Genomic DNA, 25,086 nt, shown 5'->3' with positions numbered 1-25,086 from the left:
GTTCCTCGGAGAGTGATGGTGGTCAGTCGTTCAGGGTTTCAGCCAGTGCCGCGTCGAGTAACTCGATGGCTTCGTCACACAGGTTTTTGTCGATCATCAAGGGCGGCATCAAGCGCACGGTGCTGACACCGCAGGTCAATAGCAGCAAGCCCTTGCGGTAGGCGGTATGCAGCAAACGGTCAGCGAAAGCCTTGGCCGGTTTGCGGTTGGTGCGGTCGGTGATCAGCTCGATACCGATCATCAGGCCCTTGCCGCGCACCTGGCCGATCAGGTCCGGGTAGCGTTGTTGCAATTCGCCGAGACGGCCCATCAAGTACTCGCCCATCTGCGCGGCGTTCTGCATGAAGCCGTTTTCGACCAGCTCCAGCGTCGCCGACGCCGCCGCACAGCACAGTGGATTGCCGCCGTAGGTGTTGCCATGGGCGCCTCGTTTCCACTGTTGCATGATGGTTTTTTTCGCCGTAACCAGGCCGATCGGCAACCCGGAACCGAGGCCTTTGGCGAGGGTGATGATGTCCGGCTTGAGGCCCCAATGCTCGCACGCGAACATCTTGCCGGTACGTCCCGCACCCGATTGCACCTCATCGGCAATCAACAGGATGCCGTGGCGATCACATAACTCGCGCAAGCCTTCGAGGAAACCGCCCGGCGGCACCAGGTAGCCGCCTTCACCCTGAATCGGTTCCAGCAGAATCGCCGCCACTTCATTGGCCGGAACGTTGCTCTGGAACAACACGTTTTCCAGGTAGTCGAGTACTGCTGCGCCCTGATCCTCGCCCGCCAGCAGGGGCCGGTAGTTGTTCGGATAGGGAATGTGCGTGACGCCCGGCATGCTGGGAAAGAACCCCGCCTGTTGCGTGTACTTGCTCGCCGTGAACGCCAGTGAACCCATGGTGCGGCCGTGGAACCCACCGATGAAACCGATGAACCGCGAACGCCCGGTGACGTAGCGGGCCAGCTTGATCGCACCCTCAACGGCCTCGGTGCCGGAGTTGCAGAAGAACGTCATGGCCGGTTCACCGAAAGGTGACAGGCGATTGAGAGTCTCTGCCAAGTGCACCTGTTCTTCGTGCCAGTAATCGGAGGAAATGTGCAGGAATTTGTCCGCTGCATCCTTCACGGCCTGGACAACTTTCGGGTGGCTGTGGCCGGTGGAGCACACCGCGATGCCGCTGGCGAAATCGATAAAGCGATTACCGTCCACATCCCAGACCTCAGCGCCTTTGCCATGGCTCATCACGAATGGGTAATCGCGCGGATAGGACGGTGAGACGACGGCGCTGTCCCGCTCGATCATGGCGAGGGAGTTGGGGCCGGGCAGGGTGGTGAGCAGATGCTTGTTGTAGGTGTTATGCACGTGCGTTGTCCTCTGTTACTTCTGTGAATGGGCGATTACTTGACACGAGTCTGGGATTGTTCGCGCAGGTACTGTGGCAAGTAGTAGAACGAGGCAATGGCCTTGCCGGTGTTGCCCGAACCTTTCCAACCACCAAATGGCTGATAGCCAGGCCAGGCACCGGTCGTGGCCCCTTGCGGACGGTTGGCGTAAGTGACGCCGGCCTCGATGGTGTCGAAGAACGCGTCTGTTTCCTCGTCGTTGCCATAGAAACCTGCGGTCAGCCCGTACTGGCTTGCGTTGGCCAGTTGAATGGCGACATCAAGGTTTTTAATGCGAGCGAGCATCACGATCGGCAGGAACATTTCGACGGACCACAGCGGATGATCAAGCGGTGCTTCCGCCAGGGTCGGTGTGCAATAGAAGCCCGCTACGTACGACTCGCTCTTGAGCTGTTCGCCGCCGGTGATCAAGCGTGCGCCGTGCTCTTGCAACTGCTTGCTGTAGGCGGCGAAATCGTCATAGGCCTTGCGGGTGGACACCGGCCCCATCCAATTGCCGGGTACGGCCGGGTCGCCGATCTGAATAGCGTGAATTTTCTCCGTGAGCAGCGCGATCAACGAGTCCGCGACCTGTTCTTCGACGTAGATGCGCGACAACGCCGAGCACTTTTGCCCTTGCATGCCGAAGGCTGAACGGAGGATGCCCAATGCCGCGCGTTCCAGATCGCCGTGGCGGCTGACGATGACCGCATTCTTACCGCCCATTTCAGCGATGCAGGGCCGTGGATAGGCTTTGTCGAGTTGAGACCGGACAATCCGCATGCCCACCTCATAGGAACCGGTGAAGGTGATGCCGGCCGTGTGCGGATGCTCGACCAAAGCTTGCCCGGCGAGGCTGCCGCTGCCGTTGAGGTAGTTGAAAACACCGTCGGGAATGCCGGCGTCGCGAATGCATTCGGCCAGCAACAGGCCGGACCAAGGCGTCTCACTTGCGCCCTTGAGCACCACAGTATTCCCCGTCACCAGCGCGGCACTGGCGGGGCCGCCGGCAAGAGCGAACGGGAAGTTGTAAGGCGCAATCACTGCCCAAACACCGTAGGGTTTGAGTACGCTGCGATTGGTGCTGGTGAAATCGTCCAGCGGGTCATTGGGCAGGGTGTGATCGAAGCCGTTATTTTGTTCCATCAAGTCGCAGTAATGGTCGAAGAACACTGCGGTTTCCTGCACTTCACCCAAGGCTTCCATACGGTTCTTGCCGGTTTCAAGACTGACGGCGGCGGCGATCCGATAGACCCTGTCTTCGATCAGTCTTGCCACCTTGCGCAACAGTTCGATACGGGTTTTCCAAGGCGTGGCACGCCAGGCCGGAAAGGCTTTACTGGCCGCTTTCATGGCCGTGTCGACGTCCTCTTCCCGTGCCATGTGGAAACGCCCCAACAACCAGTACTGGTCGATCGGGCTGCGTTTTTCGATCTTCTGCGGGCTGAACACCTGCTTGCCGTCAATGAACAGCCCGTAGTCGCGTCCCAGGTCGTGTTTGAGCGCAGCTAGCGCCCGCTCGAATTGATCGTGCAGCTCAGCGGGAGGGTTGAACATCGTGGAATAGGTCAGCTTGAAATCGCTCATTATTATTTTCCTCGGGTGCCTGCCGGAATGGCGACTTGGGGGTGATGGCTTGACTTGATAATTCATCTGAATCATTTTTAAGTCAATAGATACATATGGATTATTTCTGCGATCGCTGCGATGCGCTCAGTCATTCAGAGGGCTGAAAGCTCGGGAGCGGACGTTGTGTAAGATTTTCTCTGTGCCACTTTTGTGTGGCATGGAGGCAGGCCTTCAATCACAGAGCAAAGAGAGATCGAAATAAAGATGACGACAAGTGACGTTCTGGCGGCGATGAAGCAGAGCACCAAATTTATCGAAGGGAAATCTCCTGCAGATCGGAAATGCTCCTGTGAAAAATGCGTCGTTTCTCTTTACCGCCATACCCACGAGCCTGACCTCGCAGATTCACGTCATTCGTTTTGGGACTATTTGCGGTTCTGCGTGATTGAACACTGCGATCACCCTAGCCAGCGCGGTCTCGGTACCGGCGCGCATATCCATGGGCTCGGTGGCAAGCCAGATGGCGTCGATGCGGATCACTGGGCAAGCTCACGGATAAAACGAGCGCATCCTTCAGGATCTGAGGACGGCCACTTCACGGTGAGCTTTTGCTGTCCGAAAGGCACCTCGATCCTGACAGCTGTTTGCTGATCGGCCTGAGTTCTGGGTTCTAGTTTCATCGGGACGAAAGCGGGCAACGCCGGCGGCTGATGATCACGATAGGCAGGTATCCACTTTTGAACTAGGTTGGCGTTGATGCCGTGGCGCAAAGCTACGCTGGCCATCGAAACACCGGGTTGCAGGCATTCCTGGACGACTTGGGCGTTAAAGGGTTTGGGATAAGAAGTTCTTTAGCGCATGGTAATCCTGACGATAAGGGTGATGGTGTCCACGTATTTTTAAGTGGAGACCATCACCCTTATCGCTGGGATCGGATAGGTGACTTCGCTGGACGCTTACCATCAGCGAGCGCTGGATACCACTGGACTCCGACTATGAATCCACCCTGGAGAAAAAGCTGACCGACGCAGGCCGCAGCTTCGAAAAACCACTGCGCTACGACGCCGCCGAGTGCGAGTTCTTCCCCGACTTCTGGCTCCTGGACATGAAGGATGATTTCCCGCTGGAAGTCTTCGGCATGAACACCCCCGACTACCTCGCGCAAAAATCCCGCAAGACCCAATGGTACGACCGCGTCTACGGCCCTGTAGGCTGGTGGAGCTAGGAGGCGGTCCAGGGGGCACAGGCCGCCCCTATTCCTGATCTGCCGGCAGTGAGGCGCTGGTAATCGCCACTGCTGGAGGCGGCTGATGTCCGGCGCACCTAGTGCAAGGGGCACACACCTGGCGGCACTTTTTGTCGAACTAAAATGGCTTCTTAGTTGAAAGACCTATCCGATGCCGCCCCCATTGGGAAACGTTGTTGATGGAATTATGCTTTTTTCATCTTAGTTGAGAGAATAAATTTTCTTTCTAATATAGCAATATTCATTCCAGCTGATTGTATAGGGGTGAAAATTTCATCTTGAATTTTGATTCTGAACCCAGGCTGAACGGAGCAGTGAAAGTTTAGTGCAAGACAGAAAGTAGTAGGAAAGCGCCACTATTGCCTGTTAAAAAGTGTAACGCTTCGTCGGTTTCCAACGGCAAGGCGCCAGCGCCAACAAAGCCGCAGCGTTATTTTTACTCTGATTTATAAGCGTATTTCATCGACTGATCGACTTTAGATCTCGGCAGCGTATCCGGTTTGTTACAGGGTCTGGCAAACATGCAGGCTTAGGGAGAGTTTTGTGTCAGGAAGAACAACAATAGATACGCCCTCCCAGCGAGTTGAGCCTGCCGACGGCGACAGTGGCATTGCTTCACTCGTTGTCATTGCCCAACTTTCAGGTGTTGCAGTCAGCACCGAACGCCTCAAGCACCTGTCGGGGTTGTCGGGGCCTATCGATGCCTTGACCCTGGTACGTCTGGCCCGGCAGATCACACTTAAGGCCCGCACCACCACTAGCCAGATCAGTCGGCTTGCACAGACACCACTGCCGGCTATAGCTGAGCTTCGCGACGGGCGCTTTCTGGTGCTGGCCAAATGCGCCAACGATAATGTGTTACTCCACGATGAGGTGCAACAATGCACTTTTCAAATCAGTTTGACCGACTTTGAGGCGATTTGGTCTGGCCGGTTGATTCTGATTACTTCGCGGGCTGTTCTTGCGCAAGGCGGTGGAAAGTTTGATCTGTCGTGGTTTATTCCGTCGATTGTCAAGTACCGCAAGCAATTTATGGAAGTGCTGGCGGGTTCATTTTTCTTGCAGTTATTCGGTTTGGTATCACCCTTATTCATGCAGGTGGTGATTGATAAAGTGCTGGTGCACAAATCAATGTCGACCCTGGATGTGCTGGTATTCGGCCTGATTACCATCTCCGTGTTCGAAGCATTGCTGGGGGGATTGCGCACTTACGTATTCAGTCACACAACCAACCGCGTGGATGTCGAGCTGGGTGCTCGTTTATTCAATCACTTGCTCGGTTTACCACTGGCCTATTTCCAGGCCCGGCGAGTAGGCGACAGTGTGGCGCGAGTGCGAGAGTTGGAGAATATCCGAAGCTTCCTCACCGGCAATGCACTGACGGTGGCCATGGACACGTTCTTCACCCTGGTGTTTTTTGCGGTGATGCTGACGTACTCGCCCTGGCTGACTTTGATCGTGTTTATCTCACTGCCGTGCTACGTCGCGTTGTCGGTTCTGGTGACGCCAGTACTCAAGGCCCGGCTCGACGAGAAATTCCGTCGTAGCTCGGAAAACCAGTCGTTCCTGGTAGAGTCCGTGACGGGGATAGAAACCCTCAAGTCGATGGCGGTCGAGCCCTTGATGCAACGGCGCTGGGAGGAGCAATTGGCCGCCTATGTGTCCAGCGCTTTCAAGGCCTCCAATCTGTCCAGCTCGGCCAACCAGGTCGCATCCCTGATCAGCAAACTCACTACAGCAGCCTTGCTGTGGTTCGGTGCCCGATTGGTGATTGATGGCGATCTATCGGTCGGTGAACTGATCGCCTTCAACATGCTTTCCGGTCGCGTCAGTGGGCCGATCCTGCGCCTGGCGCAGCTGTGGCAGGACTTCCAGCAGGTGCGCCTGTCGATGGCCCGACTGGGCGATATCCTCGACAACAAGGCCGAGTCTGGAGCCTCTGCCGGCCAAGCTTCGATGCCGCCGGTCAAAGGCGAGGTGGTATTCGACCGCGTGGTATTTCGCTATCGGGCCGATGGTCCCGAGATCTTGCGTGGCCTCTCATTGACGGCTCAGGCAGGTAGCGTCATTGGCATCGTCGGGCCTTCCGGATCCGGCAAAAGTACCCTGACCAAACTGATCCAGCGCCTTTATGCGCCTGAGCGTGGACGGGTGCTGATCGATGGCATGGACCTGTCGGTGCTTGACCCTGCGTCACTGCGCCGGCAGATCGGGGTGGTCTTGCAGGAAAACATGTTGTTCAAGGGCACGGTACGCGACAACATTGCCTTTGCTGCGCCCGGCATGTCCTTTGATCAGGTGGTGGAGGCCGCCGAGTTGGCAGGCGCCCATGAGTTCATCCTGGAATTGCCACAGGGCTATGACACTGAACTGGGCGAGCGGGGCAACGGTTTGTCCGGCGGCCAACGGCAGCGCGTTGCGATTGCGAGGGCCTTGGCTACCCAGCCGAAGATCCTGATCTTCGATGAAGCTACATCAGCGCTGGACGCCGAGTCGGAATCCATCATCCACAGCAACATGCACAAGATCTGCAAAGGTCGCACGGTGTTCATCATTGCCCACCGTCTGTCCGCCGTCAGAATCGCTCAGCGCATCATCACGGTGGAAAAAGGCACCATTGTCGAGGAGGGCAGCCACGAAGAACTGCTCGAGCAGAACGGGCGCTATGCTTCGCTGTGGCGGCATCAGACGGGGCATCTTCATGTCGCTGCTTGATCGTTTCTTCCCTCGACTGCGGCATTACCACGACATTGCTCGCGCCGCCCTTGACGCAGAGAAAGCCCAAGGCAACACCTTGCAGCGTAAGCGCGACGAGGTCGAATTTCTTCCTGCGGCTCTGGAGGTGCTCGAAACGCCAGCATCGCCCATTGGACGTGGCCTGATGTGGGCGTTGATGTCGTTGTTCGCTATTGCGCTGGTGTGGTCGGTTATCGGCAAGCTTGATGTGGTCGCCGTGGCGCAAGGCAAGGTCGTGCCCAATGGCAACAGTAAGACCCTCCAGCCGCTGGAAGCCGGCATCGTCAAGGCAATCATGGTCGATAACGGTCAGCATGTGACCCAGGGACAGGCGCTGATCGACCTGGACCCGACCGAGGCCACGGCGGATGTCAGCAAATCTAGAACGGCTCGGATAGACGCGATGCTGGTGATCAATCGCGCCCAGTCCTTGCTGGATACACAAACGACCAACCGGGCGCCGGTTGTCGCGCCGGTCGAGGACGCGAGTGAGGATCGTCAGCGCGATACCCAGCGCTTTGCCGAAAGCGCTTTCTACGAGCAACGCAGCAAACTCACCGGACTGCGCTCGGAGTTGCAAAAGCGCCTGCAGGAGCTGCAGACCACCCAGCACAAAATCAGCAGTCTGCAGCAGACCTTGCCCATGACCCGGGCCGAGGAGGAGGACTACCAGACCTTGCTCAAGCAGAGCTATGTGCCCCGTCACGCCTACCTGGAAAAGGTACAAGCGCGCATTCAGCAAGAGCAGGAGTTGGCCGGGCAGCAGAGTTATGCCAAGGAGCTACAGGCCACCATTCAGGAGCAACGCGACGATATCGATACGGCTGTTGCTCAGTTTCGCCGTGAACAGCTCGATCTGCTCAACCAGGCGCAGCAGCAACTGGCCCAGGACCAGGGTGATGAAACCAAGTCCCGGCAACGGCAAGGGCAAACCCACCTGACGGCTCCCGTGAGCGGTACCGTCCAGGAGCTGGCGGTGCACACCATCGGTGGGGTAGTGACGCCAGCCCAAGCCTTGCTGGTGATTGTTCCCGACGATGCCGGGTTGGAAGTCGATGCGCAGATTCTCAACCGGGATATTGGTTTCGTTCGGCCGGGACAGGACGCTGAGATCAAGCTGGATGCCTTTCCGTACACCCACTACGGCACGATCGCCGGCAGGGTCATGTCGATTTCTCAGGATGCGGTCAAGGACGACAAATTGGGCTTGATTTACCTGGCCCGTATTCAACTCGGTGCACATGAGATCGTGGCCGACGGCAAGAGGATTCAGCTGGAACCGGGGATGAGCAGTTCGGTTGAAATCAAGACTGAGCAACGGCGCATTATTGAATATCTATTGACGCCGTTGTTGAAGTACCAAAGTGAGGCGTTGCGGGAACGGTGAATCTATGGGGCTGGATTGTATGTATTTCGGTCGGCGCGACACGAAGCTGAGAAGCCGATGATACTAAAGGGGGGGGCGGCAAGATTGTTTTAAGTGGTCATCACGCTGATAGTTTTATGTAATCGGCGTAACTAACGATAAAGACGCAACGCATAATGAGCGTGCGATTGTGCAGGTTAATTTTTAAGCTCGAATGCTTGAACTGCTAAAAGTAAAATCACAACAATTGACTTATGTGAGGTTTGGAGGTTGGTAGATATGTCTGATTTTGCTGCGTATAAAAAGACACTGGCTATCATGCTGATTGGATTGTCTGGTTGCATGCATGCAGTCGCCGATGATAAGCCATGTTCGACGCAAAATAGCTCCATTGGAATCGCACAGTGCAAGGCGGAAAAACTAAAAGACTTGAATGCAGTGCTTGATGCACATTACAGAGATGCTCTGAATAAGCTGCCGGAGGTTGGTAGTGAGGACGTTCGAAAAACAAAAGAGCAATTAAAAAAAGCGCAGAGTGCGTGGCAAGTTTATAGAGATGAGAATTGCAGCTATGTTGGAGGATTACAGGGCGGCAGTAGCATGTGGGTGACGATTTTCTCCGTGGATTGTGTTCTGGAAGAAACTGAAAGGCGTATTGAATTTTTTAAGAATTTGCCAGTGGGCGGTTGAGAGAAATTTGAATCTTAGGCTGTGGTGGATGTCGTGAAGAAAATCAGTGTTTATTTTTTTTGTGTGTTTTTTACTCTTTGCTCATACGGTTCAAGCTGCCGATAAGTGGGATGGTAAATCTCCTTGCTGGGTAGCTGGTGTCTGTGGGGAGCTTGAGTTGACAGCTTGGGATAAATTCAATAGGCATCCTCCCTGTCACATAAAATATGTGGTAAGGGCATCGCATGAAGTGTACACCGCTGAAAAGAACTCAGATAACCAGGGTGCTTCATCTCACGCTATGTTTCCTGATGATTTTTTTGGCAGTAAGGGGAAGGAGGCGCGCTTTAGCTATAGCTGTGCGATTAAAGATTTTAGGTGTGAAATTTATAGCGATGGTGTTCGTGTTGACTCTGGGACGGTTGGCATGAATTATAAGGTTGACCGGCTGCTTTAGGTATGAGGTGACTTGTTAGCGTCACTGGTGTGGTTGTGTGCTTTTTCAATTTTTAGGGAGTGGGGAAATGGTTGAGCTTAAATCTAGGCTTTCTTGGGGTTCAGCTATTTGCATGATGTGGCGTGGAAAGGCCGAGGGGTTGGGGCGTGCTCATAAAATAAAATCTCTCTCTGTCGTGGTGGCAATAATATTTACAGTGTCTATGCCGATATTTAATTATTTCGATATTAAGAAGTTTTCTGGGGCACTGCCTCCTGAGGCTCCTCTTATAAGGACGGCTGGTGAGTTCTCAAAAAACGATGAAAAGTTAGCCTTGAAACAGGTGCCATATTTCATTTTCACTACTGACAATGGGGTTGAGTATCGGACGGAAAATCGAATTGCTCCAGGAGTTGTTGAGGAGCTAGGGGGGAGGGTCCCTCGTGTGAAGGTAAATGTTGAAGGGTTTATTCTTAGGAACGGTAATGGATCTTTTTATCCGCTGAAAATAATTGGGGAAGATGGCAGGGAACTGGCCTCTTCTGATGAGCTGATGAAGAGACTCCTGATTTGGCGAGATTTTTTCTATTACAAATCGGTGTTTCTTTATTTTGCTGTTATATCTGTTTTTTGGGGTGTTTCGTTTTATTTCGCTGCGCGGTTGCGGCAGGGCTTTGTTTCTTGAGGACTCCTGTGTTCGCTGAGTTGGTTTTTTCTTTTGTTGTGTCTTGGTATTGGGTTCTGTCTGGTTGGGTAAGTTGAATGTTTTTCAGGAGTGACTAAAGGAGATAATTATGTCTGAGATCTCAACCCTTTCGAATTGCCAGGGTTTGGTTATGTTTGAGGAGAATTTCTAAATGAAAATCACCAGAGGTATGAGCTTTGCGTTAGTTTGTGCTGTTTCAGTCGCCTTGATATGGGCTGTATTTTTTCGTGAGTCCGATGAGGATTCGGTTGAGGTGGCGGGTAGCGGCGAACTTCAGATTAAGGGGCGAGAGTTCAAGGAAGAGATACAAGGCGAGTTTAAAAAAATGGTCAATGAGGAGTCCCGGCGCACCTATATTTTAACGGATGTTTGCAATAAATATTTTCCGGCAGGAATGCTTTTTTCTGACATTGAGATAGTCATGGCGGCTGCTGGAGCCCTCCCAGATAAAAAAGGGGGGGAGATTCTGGGCCCTAGTTTTAATCATAAGCTCCCAGCTGATAGTCCGGATAGAAAAGATATGGCCGGAGGCTTTTTGCTGGAGCAGTCACTGGTATCCCATACGTTATTTCAAATTACCTTTAGGCCGTATGGGGCCGGTGGCGAGCCGAAAAGACTCGAGAGGGTTGTTGATTGTTTTGCAAGGTCAACAAATTTATAAATAGGAGGATGTGCGTATGTCGGATGCCGAAAATGGTTCTTCAATATCGGTTGCATTTGTCCCTGTCAGATCTTTGTTAGGGGTGATGACTTATCATCAGACGCTGATATACACAACCCCTCAGGGCGCTTACTATATTTCTGCGGGACCAACAACTGCTAATAATAAACTGGATATGAATCCAGTTCAAACAGTGGGTAATATTGCGCTCGCTGCGAATGATGTGATTTATAATACACCTTCTGTGTGGGGGACTCTGAAGGTTGAAGGGAATGGGGCGTTCATACCCGGCGACACAACGTCTGCCGGAGGAGTAGACGTGGTTCCACAGAATGATCCAGTGACAGGCCAAAGGACCCGGTAGGACCGAAATCCTCCCGCGCACAGCCGCCATTGAAAAAATGCGGGCAAAGAAACGCCTGCAATTGTAACCGATGGGCGCCTGTGCGCTATGTCTTCGGGTTTCCAAGCCCGGTCGCCGAAAAACGACGACAGCCGAAGACTAGTGTTCCGGTTCCACAGCGACAATATCAGGAGTATTTCCGGTTGTGGCAAAAGGTATCTTGAAAGACGACAACCCCAGCGGGGAGGGGGCCGTAGCTCAATCGGGCGATTGAAGGCCGGTCGTCAGCCACCTACTGACGACTCAGCCCGCAACAAACTACGAATCCGATGATTTTTTTCCTGCCACTTCCTCCGCTGGCGAAGAGGAAACCGGATTAGGAAGCAGCGTTTGATCCGCCTCTTCACCGGAACCGATTTCGCTGTACTCCTTGCGCAGCTCACGCAGTTCCCGGTTCTCCAGTTTGTCGAGGCACAAGGCGGCGTTTTGCGCGTCCTTGGTCACTCGCAGCAGCTCATCTATCTTGATATGCAGAATGTCGTTGTCACGGTTCTGGGTGTTCTGGATCAGGAACACCATCAGAAAGGTGATGATGGTGGTCGAGGTGTTGATGATCAGTTGCCATGTATCGTTGTAATGGAAATAGGGACCCGTGGCGGCCCAGATGATAATCAGCACCACTGCGATCATGAAGGTCTTCGAGTTCCCCGCCCATTTTGAAAGCTGTTGGCAAAACTTGGCGAATTTCATGATGGGATTCCTTGTTGTGTGTCCAGATATGGACATCAACCCATTCGTGAAATTCTATGTTACATCTTGGTGCGCGAGATATTTTCCTGGCTTATACCCAGTCGAAATCGAGAGCCCGGCACATGGTCGGGCTCTCGATGGATCGCACCGATCAGGCTGCTATCTGCGCGGCACTCAGGTCTTTTTTGTACTGGGCCTTCATGGCCTCCATCTGCTCGCCCAGGGCATCCAGGGTTTTCTTGCCCAGCAGTTTTTTCGCTTGGGGAAACATCTCGGTTTCCTCCTCTTCAATATGGTGCTCCAGCAATTCCTTGACCACCTTGGCCCGGCCGGCGAACTCGGGGCTGCTGGGGTCGGTGGTCTTGAGGTCGGGCAGTACCAGCGAGTCAACCGTACGATGCTCTTCCTTGGCTTCGTAATACATTTCATCCTGCTCTTTGCCACCGGCTTTCTTGAACGCCGGATAGAGGATTTCTTCTTCCAGGCGGGTATGGATGGAAATTTCCATTTCGAGCTTTGCCACCAAATCCATGCGCTTTTTCAAGGCCCGGTCGGTGGACTCACTCAGTTGCGCCAGAATGGCTTTTACACGTTCGTGATCGGATTTCAGAAGGTCGATGGCGTTCATTGGTATTGCCTCTGCTGTCACGGAAGGGCACGGGCAGCTCGATGGCTGCGCCGCTGTGTTCTCCCGTTGAAGGCAGCACTACTTGTGCCAGACCTTATGATTGAAATTCGTCTTGTTTATCAACACTTTGAAAAAACTGTTGGGTGAAGAGGTCATGCAGACTGCACGGCCTGCGTCGCCAGGCATTGCAAATCAGCAAGTCGATACGCGTCTGCGGCCCAGTCCGGCGAGGAGGGCGCTTCAAGCAGGAATCCGCATCAACACTATAGTGGCCCTCTCTATAGATGTTGAAGTCATCCCGGGTGGCGGCCTGTATGCCGGGGATTCCGGACGCTGGCGTTCTCGTCTGTGGCGTGCCCATGAAGCTTGCTGAGCCGGTCTATAAGACGAACTCAGAAGCAGCGCAAGCAGCAAAGGCTCCAGGCTTCAGGAAGGTCAATGAAACAGTTCATGGACACACTGTTTTCAAAAAGGGTAATTTCTACATCACTCGAGATGTAGATGGGCATATTGGTGGGGCTTGGAAAATGGCGAAGTCTATTGAGGATCTTGCATCGAAGATCGGTCGTGCCGGCACTTTTGATGCTAATTTGAGGAAAGTTGGTGATTGAAATGGATGATGTGGAGAAAAATCCAAGTTGGGTCACTCGTGGGAAAACAATCCGTGAGTTGATTGAGGAGCTTCAGACATTTGATGATCTGGATATTCCTGTTGAAATATCTGTTGACGGTGGTGACACACAAAAACCGATAAGCCTTGTTATTCGTTCGGACGGGGTTTGTGTATTGTTGAACTGCGAAGAGTAATCTGTGTTTTGAGGCATGGAAGGAGTCCTCATCGGTTTTTTCTGAATTTTTATCGGGTAAGCTTTGGGGGGTACAGGCCTATGGAAAAAACGGCTCGTACCCTACCTGAAAGCCTGGGAGTTAAATGTCCGCCTGATGGAAATTCTTGGGAAGGGTCTGAAATACTCACCGATTTTTGATGCTTTCAGTTTTTATTGATTAGGACACCTGGCTGCCTCCGTCTTTCATGAGTTGTTTTCGGGAGTTCGTCTGCTATCGTTAAAATATCGGGAGGGTAATCCTCTGCTTGCACAAAAAATGCTTGCGCTCCTGAATCGAGAAAAGGAATTGATTGCAACAGATTCTGATGCTAAAAATTTTTCAGAATCCTGACGGATAATCTTCGCAAAGTACTTTCTGATGCTTGATATGGTTGTCAGTCTGGATGACCAGCCACGCTACATGCTGATGGCATGGAACGCCGAGGTGGCTGAACCGGCGATCCGACCTGGTGCGTTTCACGTTCAAAACTCCAGCATGCTCGGTGAGCTCGAAGGCATAAGCATTGTTGATAATGTTTTGTTCCTTGAGGGGTATTTTGGAGACATGGCTATTGAGGTCACAACAGTTTTGGTCGAAAGGCTGACGTAGAAGAACACCCGAAATGTTTGATTTCTCGAAAGCGTTCTGCGGTCATCGCGTGAGACTCGCGCACTTTGTTTAGACCGGAAGAGCGAGCCGGTATTCCTCTTCCCGGTCTTTCACCGAAACACCTTCAGCCAGAAACCCACAACGGCCCAGCACCTTTTTCGAACCCCTGTTTTCCTTGTACACCGTGGCCACCAGTTGCGTCAGTTGCCAGTGGGTCTGTGCCACATGAATCAGATGCCTCAGCGCCAGGGTTGCCAGGCCTTGTCCGCAGACGTGTTGGTCGATCCGATAGCCGACTTCAGCCGAGCCTTTGGGTGAGTTGATGCTTTTCAGGTTGGCCCGACCGACGATTGTCGCGCTGGCATCTTCGATGACAAACGGATGCCAGGTCCCGGCGGCGAAACCGGACAAGTAGGATTCGATATGATCGGCTGCACCTTGCGGCGAATAAAAACAAGGCGCGCGGGCCTCGATCTGCGATTCGAACCACTCGCGGTTACGTGATTCGAATGCCAGCAAGGCTTCAACATCCGTGCTCTCCAGTTTGCGAACGCTGAACGGTTTCACTGGGTGACGCTCCTGTCTGCACAATATTCTGGTTTTGTATCCCTCCTGATGGGGTGTCTGCAAGCGCCGAGTGCGCAGCGAGGTCCGCTGCACACTCGGGTGAGGCTTACTTCGCCTGGGTCTGGACCACGGCGCCAGGTTGATCAGGCTTGCCGGCCGCGATCACCAGGTAGCGATTCTGCTCCGGTGCATCGTTCTGCACGATCTGGCGGATAGGCCCGATTGCATTGACGATGGCCGAGCCCGCCGGGTTGCTCATGAATGCCGCCAAGGGCTGCAAGGTGCCGCTGCCATCGGGTTTGTCGGCCAAGGCCAGCAGGTAGGGTTGTTTCGCTTCCAGCCCGGTCACGGCGGCTTGCAGTACCTGCGTCAGGCCCTGGTTGAACAGCGTCACGCTGGTCGGTGCCGGGTCGACCGATTTACCCGTGGCCTGCAGGGTCAGGTGTACCGCTTGCCCGGCGACGCCCAGGGGCTTGAGGTTGTCGGTGCCCGGACCTTTTGTGACCGCGTTGGGTACGTAGGCGATGGCCTGTGGTGCCTGGCCGATGGGGATGGTGGCGATGACCTGGTTGCTCAGGGTGTCGATCACCGCGAAGGCGTCGGCATTCTCCAGGCCGACGTAGACCCGGCTGCCATCACCGGACGGCCAGATGCCGTGGGGCAGGTTGCCGACGGCAATCGTCGCGACCTTCTCGAAGGTGTCGGTGCGATAGACCTGCACCTGGTTCAGGCCGCCCACGGTGATGTAGGCAAACGAGCCGTTGGCGTTGTTGACCAGGTTGACGTGGTTGGCGATCGGGCCGATATCGAGGGTCTTGAGCAGCTTGAACGGCGGTGTGGCTTCGAACACCTGGGCCTTGCCCACGTCCTTCAAGGTGAACCAGACTTGCTTGCCATCGGCGGAAGCGGCGATGTTCGGGCAGAACGGGCTGGCTTGCGTGACATGGCCGACGATCTTGTGGTCGGCCACGGAAATCACCACGGTTTCCGGGTTGAACGAAGAGCAGACGTAACCGTACTTGCCGTCCGGGGAAAAGATCTGCATGCCCGGGCCTGCCGGGGTCTTGATGCGGGTTTTTTCCTGGTAGGTGCGGGCATCGATCACCGAGACATAGTCCTCGCCACGCACGGTCACCCAGACTTCCTTGCCGTTGGGGGTGAAGAAGGCTTCGTGGGGCGCGCGACCGACATAGGTCTTGTGCTTGACGGTGTTGGTTTCGGTATCGATGAAGGACACCGAGTTGGTGCCGATGGACACCGCCGCCAGGGTCTTGTGATCCGGCGAGAAGCCCAGGCCATGCACCAGCACTTCACCTCGGTACAGCGGGCTCAGGTTGCCGGGTTGCGGATCGCCCAGGGCAATCACCCCGAGCAGCTTGTTGTCGACTGGGTCGGTCACCGACACGGTGTTGGAAAACTGCTCCGCCGCATACAAGCGGTCCTGGTGCGAGATGGCAATGTCTTTGGCCGAGGCCTTGCCGGGAATCTGCCCGGCGAAGCTGGCGGTGCTGCCAGACAGCAGGGCCAGGGTCAGCAGTGCCAGGGGGAATGTTGTTATCTTCATGAAATACATCCTTCTTTTTGTAAAGTCAGGTGTGTGCAGCTCAGGGTTGGGTTGCGGCGGAAATCTGGGGTGGGATCTGTGTGGGCGCGGCGGTGGAGGGCGGCAGCGGGGCGCCGATAGCCAATTGCATGGCGGCGATTTCCTGCTGCTGTTCGACGATGATTTCCTGGGCCAGGCGCTTGAGCTGCTCGTTGTGGCCGTACTTGAGCAGGGTCATGGCCATGTCGATGGCGCCCTGATGGTGGGGACTCATCATGGCGACAAAGTCGCGGTCGATATCGCCGGTGGGTTTGGCGTCCATGCCGGCCATCATCTTGGCCATGGCGGCATCGTTTTCGCTGAGGAAGGGCGCTTCGGCGCTGGCAGGGCTGGACGCCCCGGTGTGCTCCTGGCCTTCGTGGGCCATGGCTGAAGACGTCACGGCAATCAGGGCAAGCATCGCGAGGTCGCGTAGCGGGTGAGGCGTGAATGTCGGCATGAGCGTTTCCTGTGGTTGAACCCACAGGCAGGACGCTTGGTGAGAGGGGTTATTCCATCGGGGCAAGTATTTATCTTCGCGGCCATGCCCCAGGAAAAAGGCCCGAGGTCATCCCGGGCCTTGTGGTGGCTACTTCAACAACCCAGCCAGCACCGCTTCGGTTTCCGTCAGCAGGCGCGTGGCGTCGGTTTCCGAGAACACCAGCGGTGGGCGGATCTTCAAGGTATTGGCGGCGGCGCCAGTCGCCGAGATCAACACCCGACGTTCACGCAAACCATTGACGATCGCGGTGGCGAGGGCGCTGTCAGGCGTCTTGCTGGCAGGGTCCTGGACCATCTCCACGCCGATGTACAGCCCGGCACCACGCACGTCGCCGATCTGCGGGTAGCGGCTGGCGATATCGTTGAAGCCTTCGCGGATAAAGCGTCCGACCCGCCGGGCATTGTCCTGCAGGTGTTCCTCGCGAATCACGTCGAAAGTCGCTTGCGCCGCGGCGATGGCCACGGTGTTGCCGCCGAAGGTGTTGAAGTAGCGCATGTCCTGGCCGAATCGTGCAACGATTTCCGGGGCAATGGCGATGGCGGCGACGGGGAAGCCGTTACCCATGGGTTTGCCCATGGTCACGATGTCCGGATCGATGCCGTGGCGCTGGTAGCCCCACAGGCTGTCGCCCAGGCGGGCAAAGCCCGATTGCACCTCGTCGGCGACAAACAGGCCACCGGCCTTGCGCACCACCTCGGCCACCGGCCCCAACAGGTCGGTAGGGTCGGAGAACACACCGTCGGAGGAGAAGGCCGAGTCGACGATAAACGCCGCCAGTCCCTCGCCCCGGCGCTCAAGGTCGCGAATCTGCGCGCTGACCTGCTCGGCGAACCATTGGCCCATGGTTTCCTTGGGAATCCTGTAGGAGTCCGGCGACGGCACGCGCCGTACCCAGGTGCCCAACGGCGAACTCTCGCCCAGGGACGGCGAAAAGCCGGCGGTGAGGTGCGAGTTACCGTGGTAGGCCTCGGAGGTGATGATGATGCCTTTGCGGCCGGTATGATGCTGGGCGATACGCATCGCCAGGTCGTTGGCTTCGGAGCCGGTGCAGGTGAACATCATGTGCCCGGCGTCGCCCACGCGGCCGCCGAAGGTGCCCAGCAGTTGTTCGGCGTAGTCGAGAATGCCGTCCTGGATATAACGGGTGTGGGTGCACAGTGTGTGCGCCTGGCGGCTGATGGCGTCGGCGACCCGCGGGTGGGCATGGCCGACGGAAACCACGTTGTTGTAGGCATCCAGGTATTGATTGCCATGCTTGTCGTAGAGGTGCACGCCTTCGCCCCGGCAGACCTGGACCGGGTTCTGGTAAAACAGGCGGTAGGCCGGGCCGAGCAGGCGGATGCGTTTTTCGATCAGGCGGCGGGTTTCCCCGTCGAGGTTTTGCAGGCTTTCCGGGTTGAACGCATTGACCATGGTGGCGCGACGTTGCGGTGAATCAGTCATGGGGTGCTCCTGAAGCGTGATTGAGGGGGATTCACTTGGCCGTCGGCATCGCAAACTCGGCGCCCTTGGCGATGCTTTCCGGCCAGCGCTGCATGACACTTTTCTGCTTGGTGTAGAACCGCACACCTTCCTCGCCATAGGCGTGGGTATCGCCAAACAGGCTGCGCTTCCAGCCACCGAAGCCGTGCCAGGCCATCGGTACCGGCAGCGGCACGTTGATCCCCACCATCCCGACTTCGATCCGCCGGGAAAACTCGCGGGCCACGTTGCCGTCGCGGGTGAAGCAGGACACACCGTTGCCAAATTCGTGGGCGTTGATCAGCGCCACGGCTTCGGCGAAGTCCTTGACGCGCAGGCAGCCGAGCACCGGGCCGAAGATTTCTTCCTGGTAGATACGCATGTCCGGTGTCACGTGATCGAACAGCGTGCCGCCCAGCCAGTAACCGTTGTCGCAGCCCTGGCCGGCCTCGGCGCTGTTGAAGGTGCGCCCGTCGACCAGCAAGGTCGCGCCTTCATCAATACCCAACTCAATGTAGCCCTTGATGCGTTCAAGGGCGGCGGCGGTCACGATGGGGCCCATCTCGGCCGCGGGGTTCATGCCGTCCAGCACCTGCAGGTTGCGGGTTCTCTCAATGAGCAACGGCATGATCCGCTCGGCCACGTCGCCCACCAGCACCGCCACGCTGATGGCCATGCAGCGCTCACCGGCCGAACCGTAGGCGCCGCCGATCAAGGCGTCGACGGTACGTTCGATATCGGCATCGGGCATCACCACCAGGTGGTTCTTGGCGCCGCCGAGGGCCTGCACACGCTTGCCGAAATGGGCGCCGCGTTCATAGATGTAATTGGCGATGGGGGTGGAGCCGACAAAGCTGACGGCCTTGACGTCCGGGTGCTCGATCAGCGCATCCACCGCCTCCTTGTCGCCCTGGACCACGCTGAACACGCCGTCCGGCAGGCCTGCTTGCTGCAGCAGTTCGGCCATGAAGAGGGAAGGGCTGGGGTCGATGGGGCTGGGCTTGAGGATAAAACAGTTACCGGCGGCGATGGCCACGGGAAACATCCACATGGGCACCATCACCGGGAAATTGAACGGGGTAATCCCCGCCACCACGCCCAGCGGCTGGCGCAGCGTCCAGTTGTCGATGCCGGTGCTGACCTGGTCGGTGAAGTCGCCCTTGAGCAGTTGGGGAATACCGCAGGCGAATTCGAGAATATCGATGCCACGGGCGACTTCGCCCTGGGCATCACTGAAGACCTTGCCATGTTCCAGGGTGATCAGGTGGGCCAGTTCGTCTTTGCGCTGGTTCAGCAGTTCGAGGAACTTGAACAGTACCCGGGCCCGGCGAATCGGCGGCACATCGGCCCATTTATCGAAGGCCTGGCGCGCGGCCGCAACGGCCGCGTTCACGTCGGTGCGATCAGCCAGGGCGACCTGCGCGATCACCGCGCCAGAGGAGGGGTTACCGACATTCTGGAAGCGCTCGGATGTACCGCAAGTCTGCACGCCCGAGATGAAGTGATTGATCACCGGGGCGCAGTGGGGGTTGCTCATGACAGGTATCCCTCTAGGTTTGGCTGGATAAGCACGGCGTGAAGGTGCCGGAACTGCACTCAGCATACGTAGACTGATCATTGTCGACAATATTCAATTAAATATTTTCACTGCCTTCCTGGTGTAGATGCGGCTAAAAGCGTCGTTCCCGGATATGCGCTTAATACGGCTTTATAGTCAGTAAATAGCCGGTTTATCGAGCCTTAAAGCAAAAAAACTGACCGTCTGAACTGTTCTGAAGACGTCATTTTTACGGTCTTAAAAAGATTTTTTCGAGGGTTTTTACCCTGTTGTAAAATTGTCGACATTAATCAATACTCGATTTCAGCACCTTCGCTAGCCCGCCTTTTGAAGCAAGGAGAACCCCGATGCCGGCACCCACATTCGATCTCGGCGCACGAGCACTGCTCGCCGGTGTGACGCGATGAGCTACATAAAGAACAGGCAACAATTACTGGGCAGCGGGGCCATGGACCTGCGCGCCCTGGCCTTGAGAATCGCCGATGCCGGCATTGCCTATTCCGACCCCGGCAACGCGGTTCGCCGCTACGTGTCCCTGGCGGACGACGCACTGCTGGTGGATGGCCGGCGTCATCCCCTGACGCCGGACAGCCGGGTGTTCGTGATCGGTGCCGGCAAGGCGAGCTTTCCAATTGCCAAGGCGCTGGATGAGCTGCTGGGCGGGCGCATCCATAAAGGCATCGTCACCTGCAAATATGGCCAGGAGGGCAGCCTCGAGCATATCGAGTTGCGCCTGGCCAGCCATCCGATCCCGGACCAGGCTTCCCTGGACGCCGCCGAAGCCATCGTCGCTCTGCTGGCCGACGTGCGTCCGGGTGACATTGTGTTGAGCTGCTTTACCGGTGGCTCGTCGTCATTGTTCGTCGCGCCTGCCGCCGATATCTCGCTGCAGGACAAGGCCGCCGCCAGTGAAATTCTGCTGACCTGCGGGGCCAACATCACCGAGATCAACGATGTGCGCAAGCACCTCTCGACCGTCAAGGGCGGGCGCCTGATCCGGGCGCTGTCCAGCGGCGTTACGCTGATCAACCTGACGGTCTCGGACGTGATCGGCGACCACCTGGACTACATCACCGACCCGTCCGTGGCCGACCGCTCGACCTTCGCCGATGCCCAGGCGGTGCTCGACAAATACCGCCTGTGGGAGCGCCTGCCGGTGTCGGTTACCGCCTTTTTGCGCCTGGCGCCCGCCGAGCATGAAACCGTGCGGGCCCGGGAGCTGGCGCACCTGTCCTGTCAGGACGTGATCCTGGTCGCCGCCGATGCCGCCTGCATCGGCGCGGCCAACGAGGCCCGGCGCGCCGGCTTCAACCCGTTGTTGCTGTCGACCTTTTTCGAGGGCGAAAGCAGTGCCCTGGGCCGCAACCTGGTGGCCATCGCCAAGCAGATCGTCCAGGACGGTCGGCCGATCTTTGCCCCTTGCGTGCTGATCGGCGGTGGCGAAACCACCGTCACCGCCAGCGGCTCGCGAGGCCGTGGCGGCCCCAACCAGGAATTCGCCGTCAGCGCTGCCCTGGAGCTGCGAGACACCCGCGGCATCGTTGTGCTCGGCCTGGATACCGACGGCACCGATGGCCCGACCCAATACGCCGGCGGCATTGCCGACGGCACCACGGCCGAGCTGGCGCTGCAGATGGACGTGGACCTGCATCAGGCCCTGGCGCGCCATGACGTCACCCCGGCCCTGGAGCGACTGGGCCATGCCATTGAAACCGGCGCGACCGGGACGAATGTGAACGACCTGAAGCTGGTCCTGGTGGCCAAGCTGTAATTATCGAGGAGAAGAGCAATGCTCAAAGATAAAAAGCTCAGTGGCGAGAAACCCACCTGGTTGACGTTTGACTGCTACGGCACCCTGATCCAGTGGGATGAAGGCGTACGCGCGGCACTGACGCAGATCCTGCAGAAGTACGACCGTAGCGATATTGCGCTCAAGGACATCATCGCCTGGCACGACGACCGTGAGCACGAGCTCGAACAGTCGGTGCCGTTCATGAAGTTCCGCAAGATCGTTGCGCAGAGTTTTGTCGAGGCCATGGCCCACTTTGGCGTGACCACCGATCAAGCCGATTTCGACATTCTGATCGGGCGCATCTCGGCCATGCCACCGTTCCCCGAAGTGGTAGCGGCGCTGACCGAGCTCAAGCAGATGGGCTTCAAGCTGTGCATCGTCTCCAACGCCGAAGACGCGGTGATTGCCGGCAATGTCGCGCAACTGGGCGGCACCATCGACCGGGTGATCACCGCCGAGCAGGCCGAGGCCTACAAGCCGTCGCCGCGCCTGTTCAACCATGCCTACCGCCAACTGGGCATCGACAAGAGCGACGTGGTGCATATCTGCGCATCGCCGTTGCTGGACCTGACCGCCGCGCGGGATATCGGTTTCCGCTGTGTGTGGATCGACCGTGGCACCGGCCGCCAGGCGCCCGCCGACTACACGCCCGATGCGGTGCTGCCGAACCTGTCCCACGTACCCGAACTGTTCAAATCCCTGGGCTGGTAACACCCGCTCAACCTGCACATTCACGATAACTGGAGGCTACATGTTTACTCGCTTGAACTACTCGGATCGTCCTGCACCCGCCACGCAATTCTCGGAAGCGGCTCTCGTCGAGCCCGGCACCCGCTTGCTGATCACCTCCGGCCAGATCGGTATCGGTGCTGACGGTCGCCTGGGCGCAACGGCGGCGGAGCAGATCGAAATCACTTGGCAGAACATCCTGCAACTGCTCAAGGAAGCCGGGACCTCGACCGAGCATATCGTCAAGGCGACCACCTACTTGACCAACGTCGAAGACATCCCTGCCTACCGCGCGATCCGCAACCGCTACATCCCGACGGTCCGGGCCTGCTCCACGCTGGTGATCGTGCCGGCGCTGGCCGACCCGGGCTACAAGGTCGAGGTCGAACTGATCGTGGCCGTTCCCGCCGTCGCCTGATCTCCACCCACCCACGCCCACAGGTGCGCACATGAACAACAACAAGCTCCACTCGATCCTTCAGCCCCTGGACATGCCGGCCTGGACGGCAACGGCGGAACCCGCGCCGACCCTGCTGGCGTTGCAGCAGGACCTGGTGGTGGATGTCGCCATTATCGGTGCGGGGTTTACGGGGTTGTCCGCGGCCATCGAGCTGGCGTCCCATGGCGTCACGGTCGCGGTGCTGGAAGCCGGGCGGGTGGGTGACGGGGCCTCGGGGCGCAACGGCGGGCAGATCAATCCGGGGCTCAAGCTCGATCCCCACGATGTGCTCGCCAAGCATCCGGCCATTGCCGAACACGCGCTGGATTTTTCCGGCAAGGCGCCGGACAAGGTGTTCGAGATCGTTGCCCGCTACGATATCCAGTGCCATATCAAACGCACCGGCTGGCTCATGCCGGCCCACCGCGAAAGTGCCGAGGCGGACCTGGAACGCCGGGCCAACGGTTGGATCAATCGCGGCGTCAAGGTGCAGACCCTGGGCCGTGAAGAGACCCGGCGCATCACCGGCAGCGCGGCCTACACCGGGGCGATCATCGATCCTCGGGGCGGCAACCTGCAGCCGTTGAGCTATGTGCGTGGCCTGGCCCGCGCTGCGGTCAGCGAAGGCGCCAAGGTCTTTGAGCGGACCCGCATCCAGACACTGGTACAGCAGTCCGGGAGTTGGGTCTTGACCACGGCTTCGGGGGCCAAGGTCCGGGCCAACCGGGTGATTCTCGCCACCAATGGCTACACCGATGGCCTGTGGCCGGGGCTGGAACAAACCATCATCCCGGTGCATTCGTTCCAGATCGCCACGGTGCCGTTGGAGGCCTCGGTTGCTGCCTCGATCCTGCCGGAAGGGCATCACGCGGCGGACACCCGCCGGTTGATCCAGTACTTCCGTAAAGACCCGGCCGGGCGGTTTTTCCTCGGCGGCGAAGGCAAGGCCGGTGGGCCGAAGACGGCGGCTGATTTCTCGCATCTGTATCGCCTGATGTTGCAGGCCTACCCGCAACTGGCAGGTATCTCTATCGAGTTCGCCTGGTCCGGCCGCCTGGCGGTGACCCCGGATTACTTGCCCCATGTCCATGAGCCCGCTCCCGGCATCAGCGCGGTGCTGGGTTGCCAGGGGCGTGGCATCGCGATGATGACGGCCATGGGCCAATCGCTGGCCGCCCATTTGCTGGACAGCAGCTCAGTATTGGGGCTGCCGGTGACTCGGCTCAAGCGTATTCCGTTCCATGGCCTGAACCAGCTGTATGCCGCCGTGGCGTCGAGCTATTTCCGGGTGATGGATGTGAACTGAGAGTGTGACCGCGGCGAGGCATAAAACAAAAAAGGAGCCCCTTCGCCGGACAAGGATTGTAGAGGAGCGTCTGATCCAGATTTTGCCGTATGTCTGCCCATTCTGTCCGACGAAAGTAATAACGATCAGGGGAATACCATGTTGAAGACATTCAGCTTTAAACGTTGTATCGGCACCCTCGCCGTGGTGGCCTCGGCCGTCACCGCAGGCCAGGTCTTGGCCCGGGATCTCACCGTGGTCGGGTGGGGCGGGGTCACCCAGGATGCGCTGAGGGATATCTATATGACGCCGTTCTCCAAGTCGGTGGGCCAGCCGGTCCTTGAGGATTCCTGGGACGGCGGTTACGGCGTGTTGCAGGCCAAGGTCAAGGCCGGGACACCAAACTGGGACGTGGTCCAGGTGGAGTCCGATGTACTGGAACTGGGTTGCTCTGATGGCCTGTTCGAAAAGATCGACTGGAGCAAGAACAGCGCCAAGGACAAACTCCTGCCCGACTCCATCAGCCCCTGCGGGGCAGGGGTCTACTACTGGTCGGTCGCCATCGGCTATGACGCCGACAAGCTCAAGGTCGGACCGTCCGGCTGGGCCGATTTCTGGGACGTGAAGAAATTCCCCGGCAAGCGTTCGCTGCGCAAGGGCGCCAAGTACAACCTGGAATTCGCCTTGCTGGCCGATGGCGTTGCCGCGAAGGATCTGTACGCGGTGCTCGCCACGCCTGAAGGGGTGGATCGCGCCTTCGCCAAACTCGATCAGTTGAAAGCCAATATCGTCTGGTGGGACGCCGGCGGTCAGCCGTTGCAGTTCCTGGCGTCGGGTGAAGTGGCCATGGCCGCCGTGTACAACGGTCGCCTGACCAATATCAGCAAGACCGAACACAAGAACTACAAGCTGGTCTGGCCCGGCAGCATTTACGCGATGGACAGTTGGGTGATTCTCAAGGGCGCGCCGAACAAGGACCTGGCCCAGCAGTTCATTGCCTTTACCACCCGTTCCGAGAACCAGGCCAAGCTCCCGAGCATCGTTTCCTACGGCGTGCCCAACCGCGATGCGGCGGCGCTGATCGCCAAGGCTGACTTTGTCGACCTGCCGTCGAATCCGCAAAACATGCAGGACGCGATCCCCCTGGACACCAGCTTCTGGAATGACCACCTGGAGGACCTCACCGCCCGTTACAACGCGTGGTTGGCCAAATAACGGCCCGCCCCACGGGTGAAGGATGCGGCTGT

The 25,086-nt window shown here is 57.3% G+C and carries 23 protein-coding genes and 1 pseudogene; 14 read left to right on the top strand and 10 right to left on the bottom strand.

The window, feature by feature from the left end:
- Nucleotides 1-22: 22 nt before the first annotated feature.
- Together HX851_RS41965 and HX851_RS41960 are read right to left on the bottom strand one after the other, a co-directional pair.
- Nucleotides 23-1,357: an acetyl ornithine aminotransferase family protein gene (locus tag HX851_RS41965; protein ID WP_177063937.1), complete on the bottom strand. Its 1,335-nt coding sequence runs from the start codon at nt 1,355-1,357 to the stop codon at nt 23-25.
- Between the two features lie 35 nt (nt 1,358-1,392).
- On the bottom strand, nt 1,393-2,964 hold the full coding sequence (locus HX851_RS41960) for an aldehyde dehydrogenase family protein (RefSeq protein ID WP_177063936.1): 1,572 nt from the start codon (nt 2,962-2,964) through the stop codon (nt 1,393-1,395).
- Nucleotides 2,965-3,210: 246 nt separating this feature from the next.
- On the opposite strand from HX851_RS41960, the gene HX851_RS41955 reads away from it, so the two are divergent.
- The gene (locus tag HX851_RS41955) at nt 3,211-3,597 is read left to right on the top strand and encodes a hypothetical protein (protein ID WP_177063935.1); all 387 of its coding nucleotides are present in this window, start codon (nt 3,211-3,213) and stop codon (nt 3,595-3,597) included.
- On the opposite strand, the pseudogene tnpA reads toward HX851_RS41955, so the two are convergent.
- Nucleotides 3,483-3,785 (bottom strand): annotated as a pseudogene (gene tnpA / locus HX851_RS41950) (IS66-like element accessory protein TnpA); the annotation flags it as partial. The gene HX851_RS41955 and the pseudogene tnpA sit on opposite strands and share 115 nt — an antisense overlap.
- Nucleotides 3,786-4,735: 950 nt before the next feature.
- Here tnpA and HX851_RS41940 point away from each other — a divergent pair.
- The 5 genes from HX851_RS41940 (at nt 4,736) to HX851_RS41920 (ending at nt 10,766) form a co-directional block, all read left to right on the top strand.
- The gene (locus tag HX851_RS41940; RefSeq protein ID WP_369680893.1) at nt 4,736-6,907 is read left to right on the top strand and encodes a type I secretion system permease/ATPase; all 2,172 of its coding nucleotides are present in this window, start codon (nt 4,736-4,738) and stop codon (nt 6,905-6,907) included.
- Nucleotides 6,894-8,315: an HlyD family type I secretion periplasmic adaptor subunit gene (locus tag HX851_RS41935; RefSeq protein WP_177063934.1), complete on the top strand. Its 1,422-nt coding sequence runs from the start codon at nt 6,894-6,896 to the stop codon at nt 8,313-8,315. The genes HX851_RS41940 and HX851_RS41935 overlap by 14 nt, the downstream gene beginning before the upstream one ends.
- A 258-nt stretch (nt 8,316-8,573) precedes the next feature.
- Nucleotides 8,574-8,984, top strand: coding sequence for a lysozyme inhibitor LprI family protein (locus tag HX851_RS41930; RefSeq protein WP_177063933.1), 411 nt, complete (start codon nt 8,574-8,576; stop codon nt 8,982-8,984).
- A gap of 503 nt (nt 8,985-9,487) precedes the next feature.
- Nucleotides 9,488-10,084 carry a hypothetical protein gene (locus HX851_RS41925; RefSeq protein ID WP_177063932.1) on the top strand — a complete coding sequence of 199 codons (597 nt, stop codon included), beginning with the start codon at nt 9,488-9,490 and terminating at the stop codon, nt 10,082-10,084.
- A 172-nt stretch (nt 10,085-10,256) separates the two neighbouring features.
- On the top strand, nt 10,257-10,766 hold the full coding sequence (locus tag HX851_RS41920) for a hypothetical protein (protein ID WP_177063931.1): 510 nt from the start codon (nt 10,257-10,259) through the stop codon (nt 10,764-10,766).
- 661 nt (nt 10,767-11,427) lie between these two features.
- On the opposite strand, the gene HX851_RS41915 is transcribed toward HX851_RS41920, so the two are convergent.
- Nucleotides 11,428-11,859, bottom strand: coding sequence for a low affinity iron permease family protein (locus HX851_RS41915; RefSeq protein ID WP_256262335.1), 432 nt, complete (start codon nt 11,857-11,859; stop codon nt 11,428-11,430).
- Nucleotides 11,860-12,010: 151 nt separating this feature from the next.
- On the bottom strand, nt 12,011-12,487 hold the full coding sequence (locus HX851_RS41910) for a PA2171 family ribosome-binding persister protein (protein ID WP_177056699.1): 477 nt from the start codon (nt 12,485-12,487) through the stop codon (nt 12,011-12,013).
- 284 nt (nt 12,488-12,771) lie between these two features.
- Here HX851_RS41910 and HX851_RS41905 point away from each other — a divergent pair, with 284 nt between their 5' ends.
- The 3 genes from HX851_RS41905 (at nt 12,772) to HX851_RS41895 (ending at nt 13,924) form a co-directional block, all read left to right on the top strand.
- Entirely contained in the window at nt 12,772-13,098 is a 327-nt protein-coding gene (locus tag HX851_RS41905) for a toxin C-terminal domain-containing protein (protein WP_177063929.1), read from the top strand.
- A gap of 1 nt (nt 13,099) precedes the next feature.
- Nucleotides 13,100-13,294, top strand: coding sequence for a hypothetical protein (locus tag HX851_RS41900; protein WP_177057164.1), 195 nt, complete (start codon nt 13,100-13,102; stop codon nt 13,292-13,294).
- 399 nt (nt 13,295-13,693) lie between these two features.
- On the top strand, nt 13,694-13,924 hold the full coding sequence (locus tag HX851_RS41895; RefSeq protein ID WP_218170447.1) for a hypothetical protein: 231 nt from the start codon (nt 13,694-13,696) through the stop codon (nt 13,922-13,924).
- Nucleotides 13,925-13,993: 69 nt separating this feature from the next.
- Here the strand turns inward: HX851_RS41895 and HX851_RS41890 are convergent, their stop codons facing one another.
- The 5 genes from HX851_RS41890 to HX851_RS41870 form a co-directional block, all read right to left on the bottom strand.
- Nucleotides 13,994-14,491, bottom strand: a complete 498-nt coding sequence (locus HX851_RS41890; protein WP_177063928.1) for a GNAT family N-acetyltransferase — start codon at nt 14,489-14,491, stop codon at nt 13,994-13,996.
- Between the two features lie 106 nt (nt 14,492-14,597).
- Nucleotides 14,598-16,055: a YncE family protein gene (locus HX851_RS41885; RefSeq protein WP_177063927.1), complete on the bottom strand. Its 1,458-nt coding sequence runs from the start codon at nt 16,053-16,055 to the stop codon at nt 14,598-14,600.
- Nucleotides 16,056-16,095: 40 nt separating this feature from the next.
- Nucleotides 16,096-16,533 carry a DUF305 domain-containing protein gene (locus tag HX851_RS41880; protein WP_177056703.1) on the bottom strand — a complete coding sequence of 146 codons (438 nt, stop codon included), beginning with the start codon at nt 16,531-16,533 and terminating at the stop codon, nt 16,096-16,098.
- A gap of 129 nt (nt 16,534-16,662) precedes the next feature.
- A complete protein-coding gene (locus HX851_RS41875; protein ID WP_177063926.1) occupies nt 16,663-18,018 on the bottom strand; it encodes an aspartate aminotransferase family protein in 1,356 nt (451 codons plus the stop codon).
- Between the two features lie 31 nt (nt 18,019-18,049).
- Entirely contained in the window at nt 18,050-19,573 is a 1,524-nt protein-coding gene (locus tag HX851_RS41870; protein WP_177063925.1) for a CoA-acylating methylmalonate-semialdehyde dehydrogenase, read from the bottom strand.
- A 424-nt stretch (nt 19,574-19,997) separates the two neighbouring features.
- On the opposite strand from HX851_RS41870, the gene HX851_RS41865 reads away from it, so the two are divergent.
- The 5 genes from HX851_RS41865 to HX851_RS41845 all read left to right on the top strand — a co-directional run bounded on the left by HX851_RS41865 (nt 19,998) and on the right by HX851_RS41845 (nt 25,054).
- Nucleotides 19,998-21,365: a glycerate kinase type-2 family protein gene (locus HX851_RS41865; RefSeq protein WP_177063924.1), complete on the top strand. Its 1,368-nt coding sequence runs from the start codon at nt 19,998-20,000 to the stop codon at nt 21,363-21,365.
- A gap of 18 nt (nt 21,366-21,383) precedes the next feature.
- A complete protein-coding gene (locus HX851_RS41860; protein WP_177056707.1) occupies nt 21,384-22,097 on the top strand; it encodes a haloacid dehalogenase type II in 714 nt (237 codons plus the stop codon).
- A 40-nt stretch (nt 22,098-22,137) separates the two neighbouring features.
- Entirely contained in the window at nt 22,138-22,533 is a 396-nt protein-coding gene (locus HX851_RS41855; RefSeq protein WP_177056708.1) for a RidA family protein, read from the top strand.
- Between the two features lie 31 nt (nt 22,534-22,564).
- On the top strand, nt 22,565-23,860 hold the full coding sequence (locus HX851_RS41850) for an NAD(P)/FAD-dependent oxidoreductase (RefSeq protein ID WP_177056709.1): 1,296 nt from the start codon (nt 22,565-22,567) through the stop codon (nt 23,858-23,860).
- A gap of 138 nt (nt 23,861-23,998) precedes the next feature.
- Complete coding sequence (locus HX851_RS41845) at nt 23,999-25,054, top strand: ABC transporter substrate-binding protein (protein WP_177056710.1); 1,056 nt, start codon at nt 23,999-24,001, stop codon at nt 25,052-25,054.
- Nucleotides 25,055-25,086: the final 32 nt, after the last annotated feature.

The sequence above is a fragment of the Pseudomonas gingeri genome, from assembly GCF_013385635.1.
In the GTDB taxonomy this organism is placed as follows: Bacteria; Pseudomonadota; Gammaproteobacteria; order Pseudomonadales; family Pseudomonadaceae; genus Aquipseudomonas; species Aquipseudomonas gingeri_A.
This window is presented reverse-complemented; position numbering and strand designations above follow the sequence as displayed.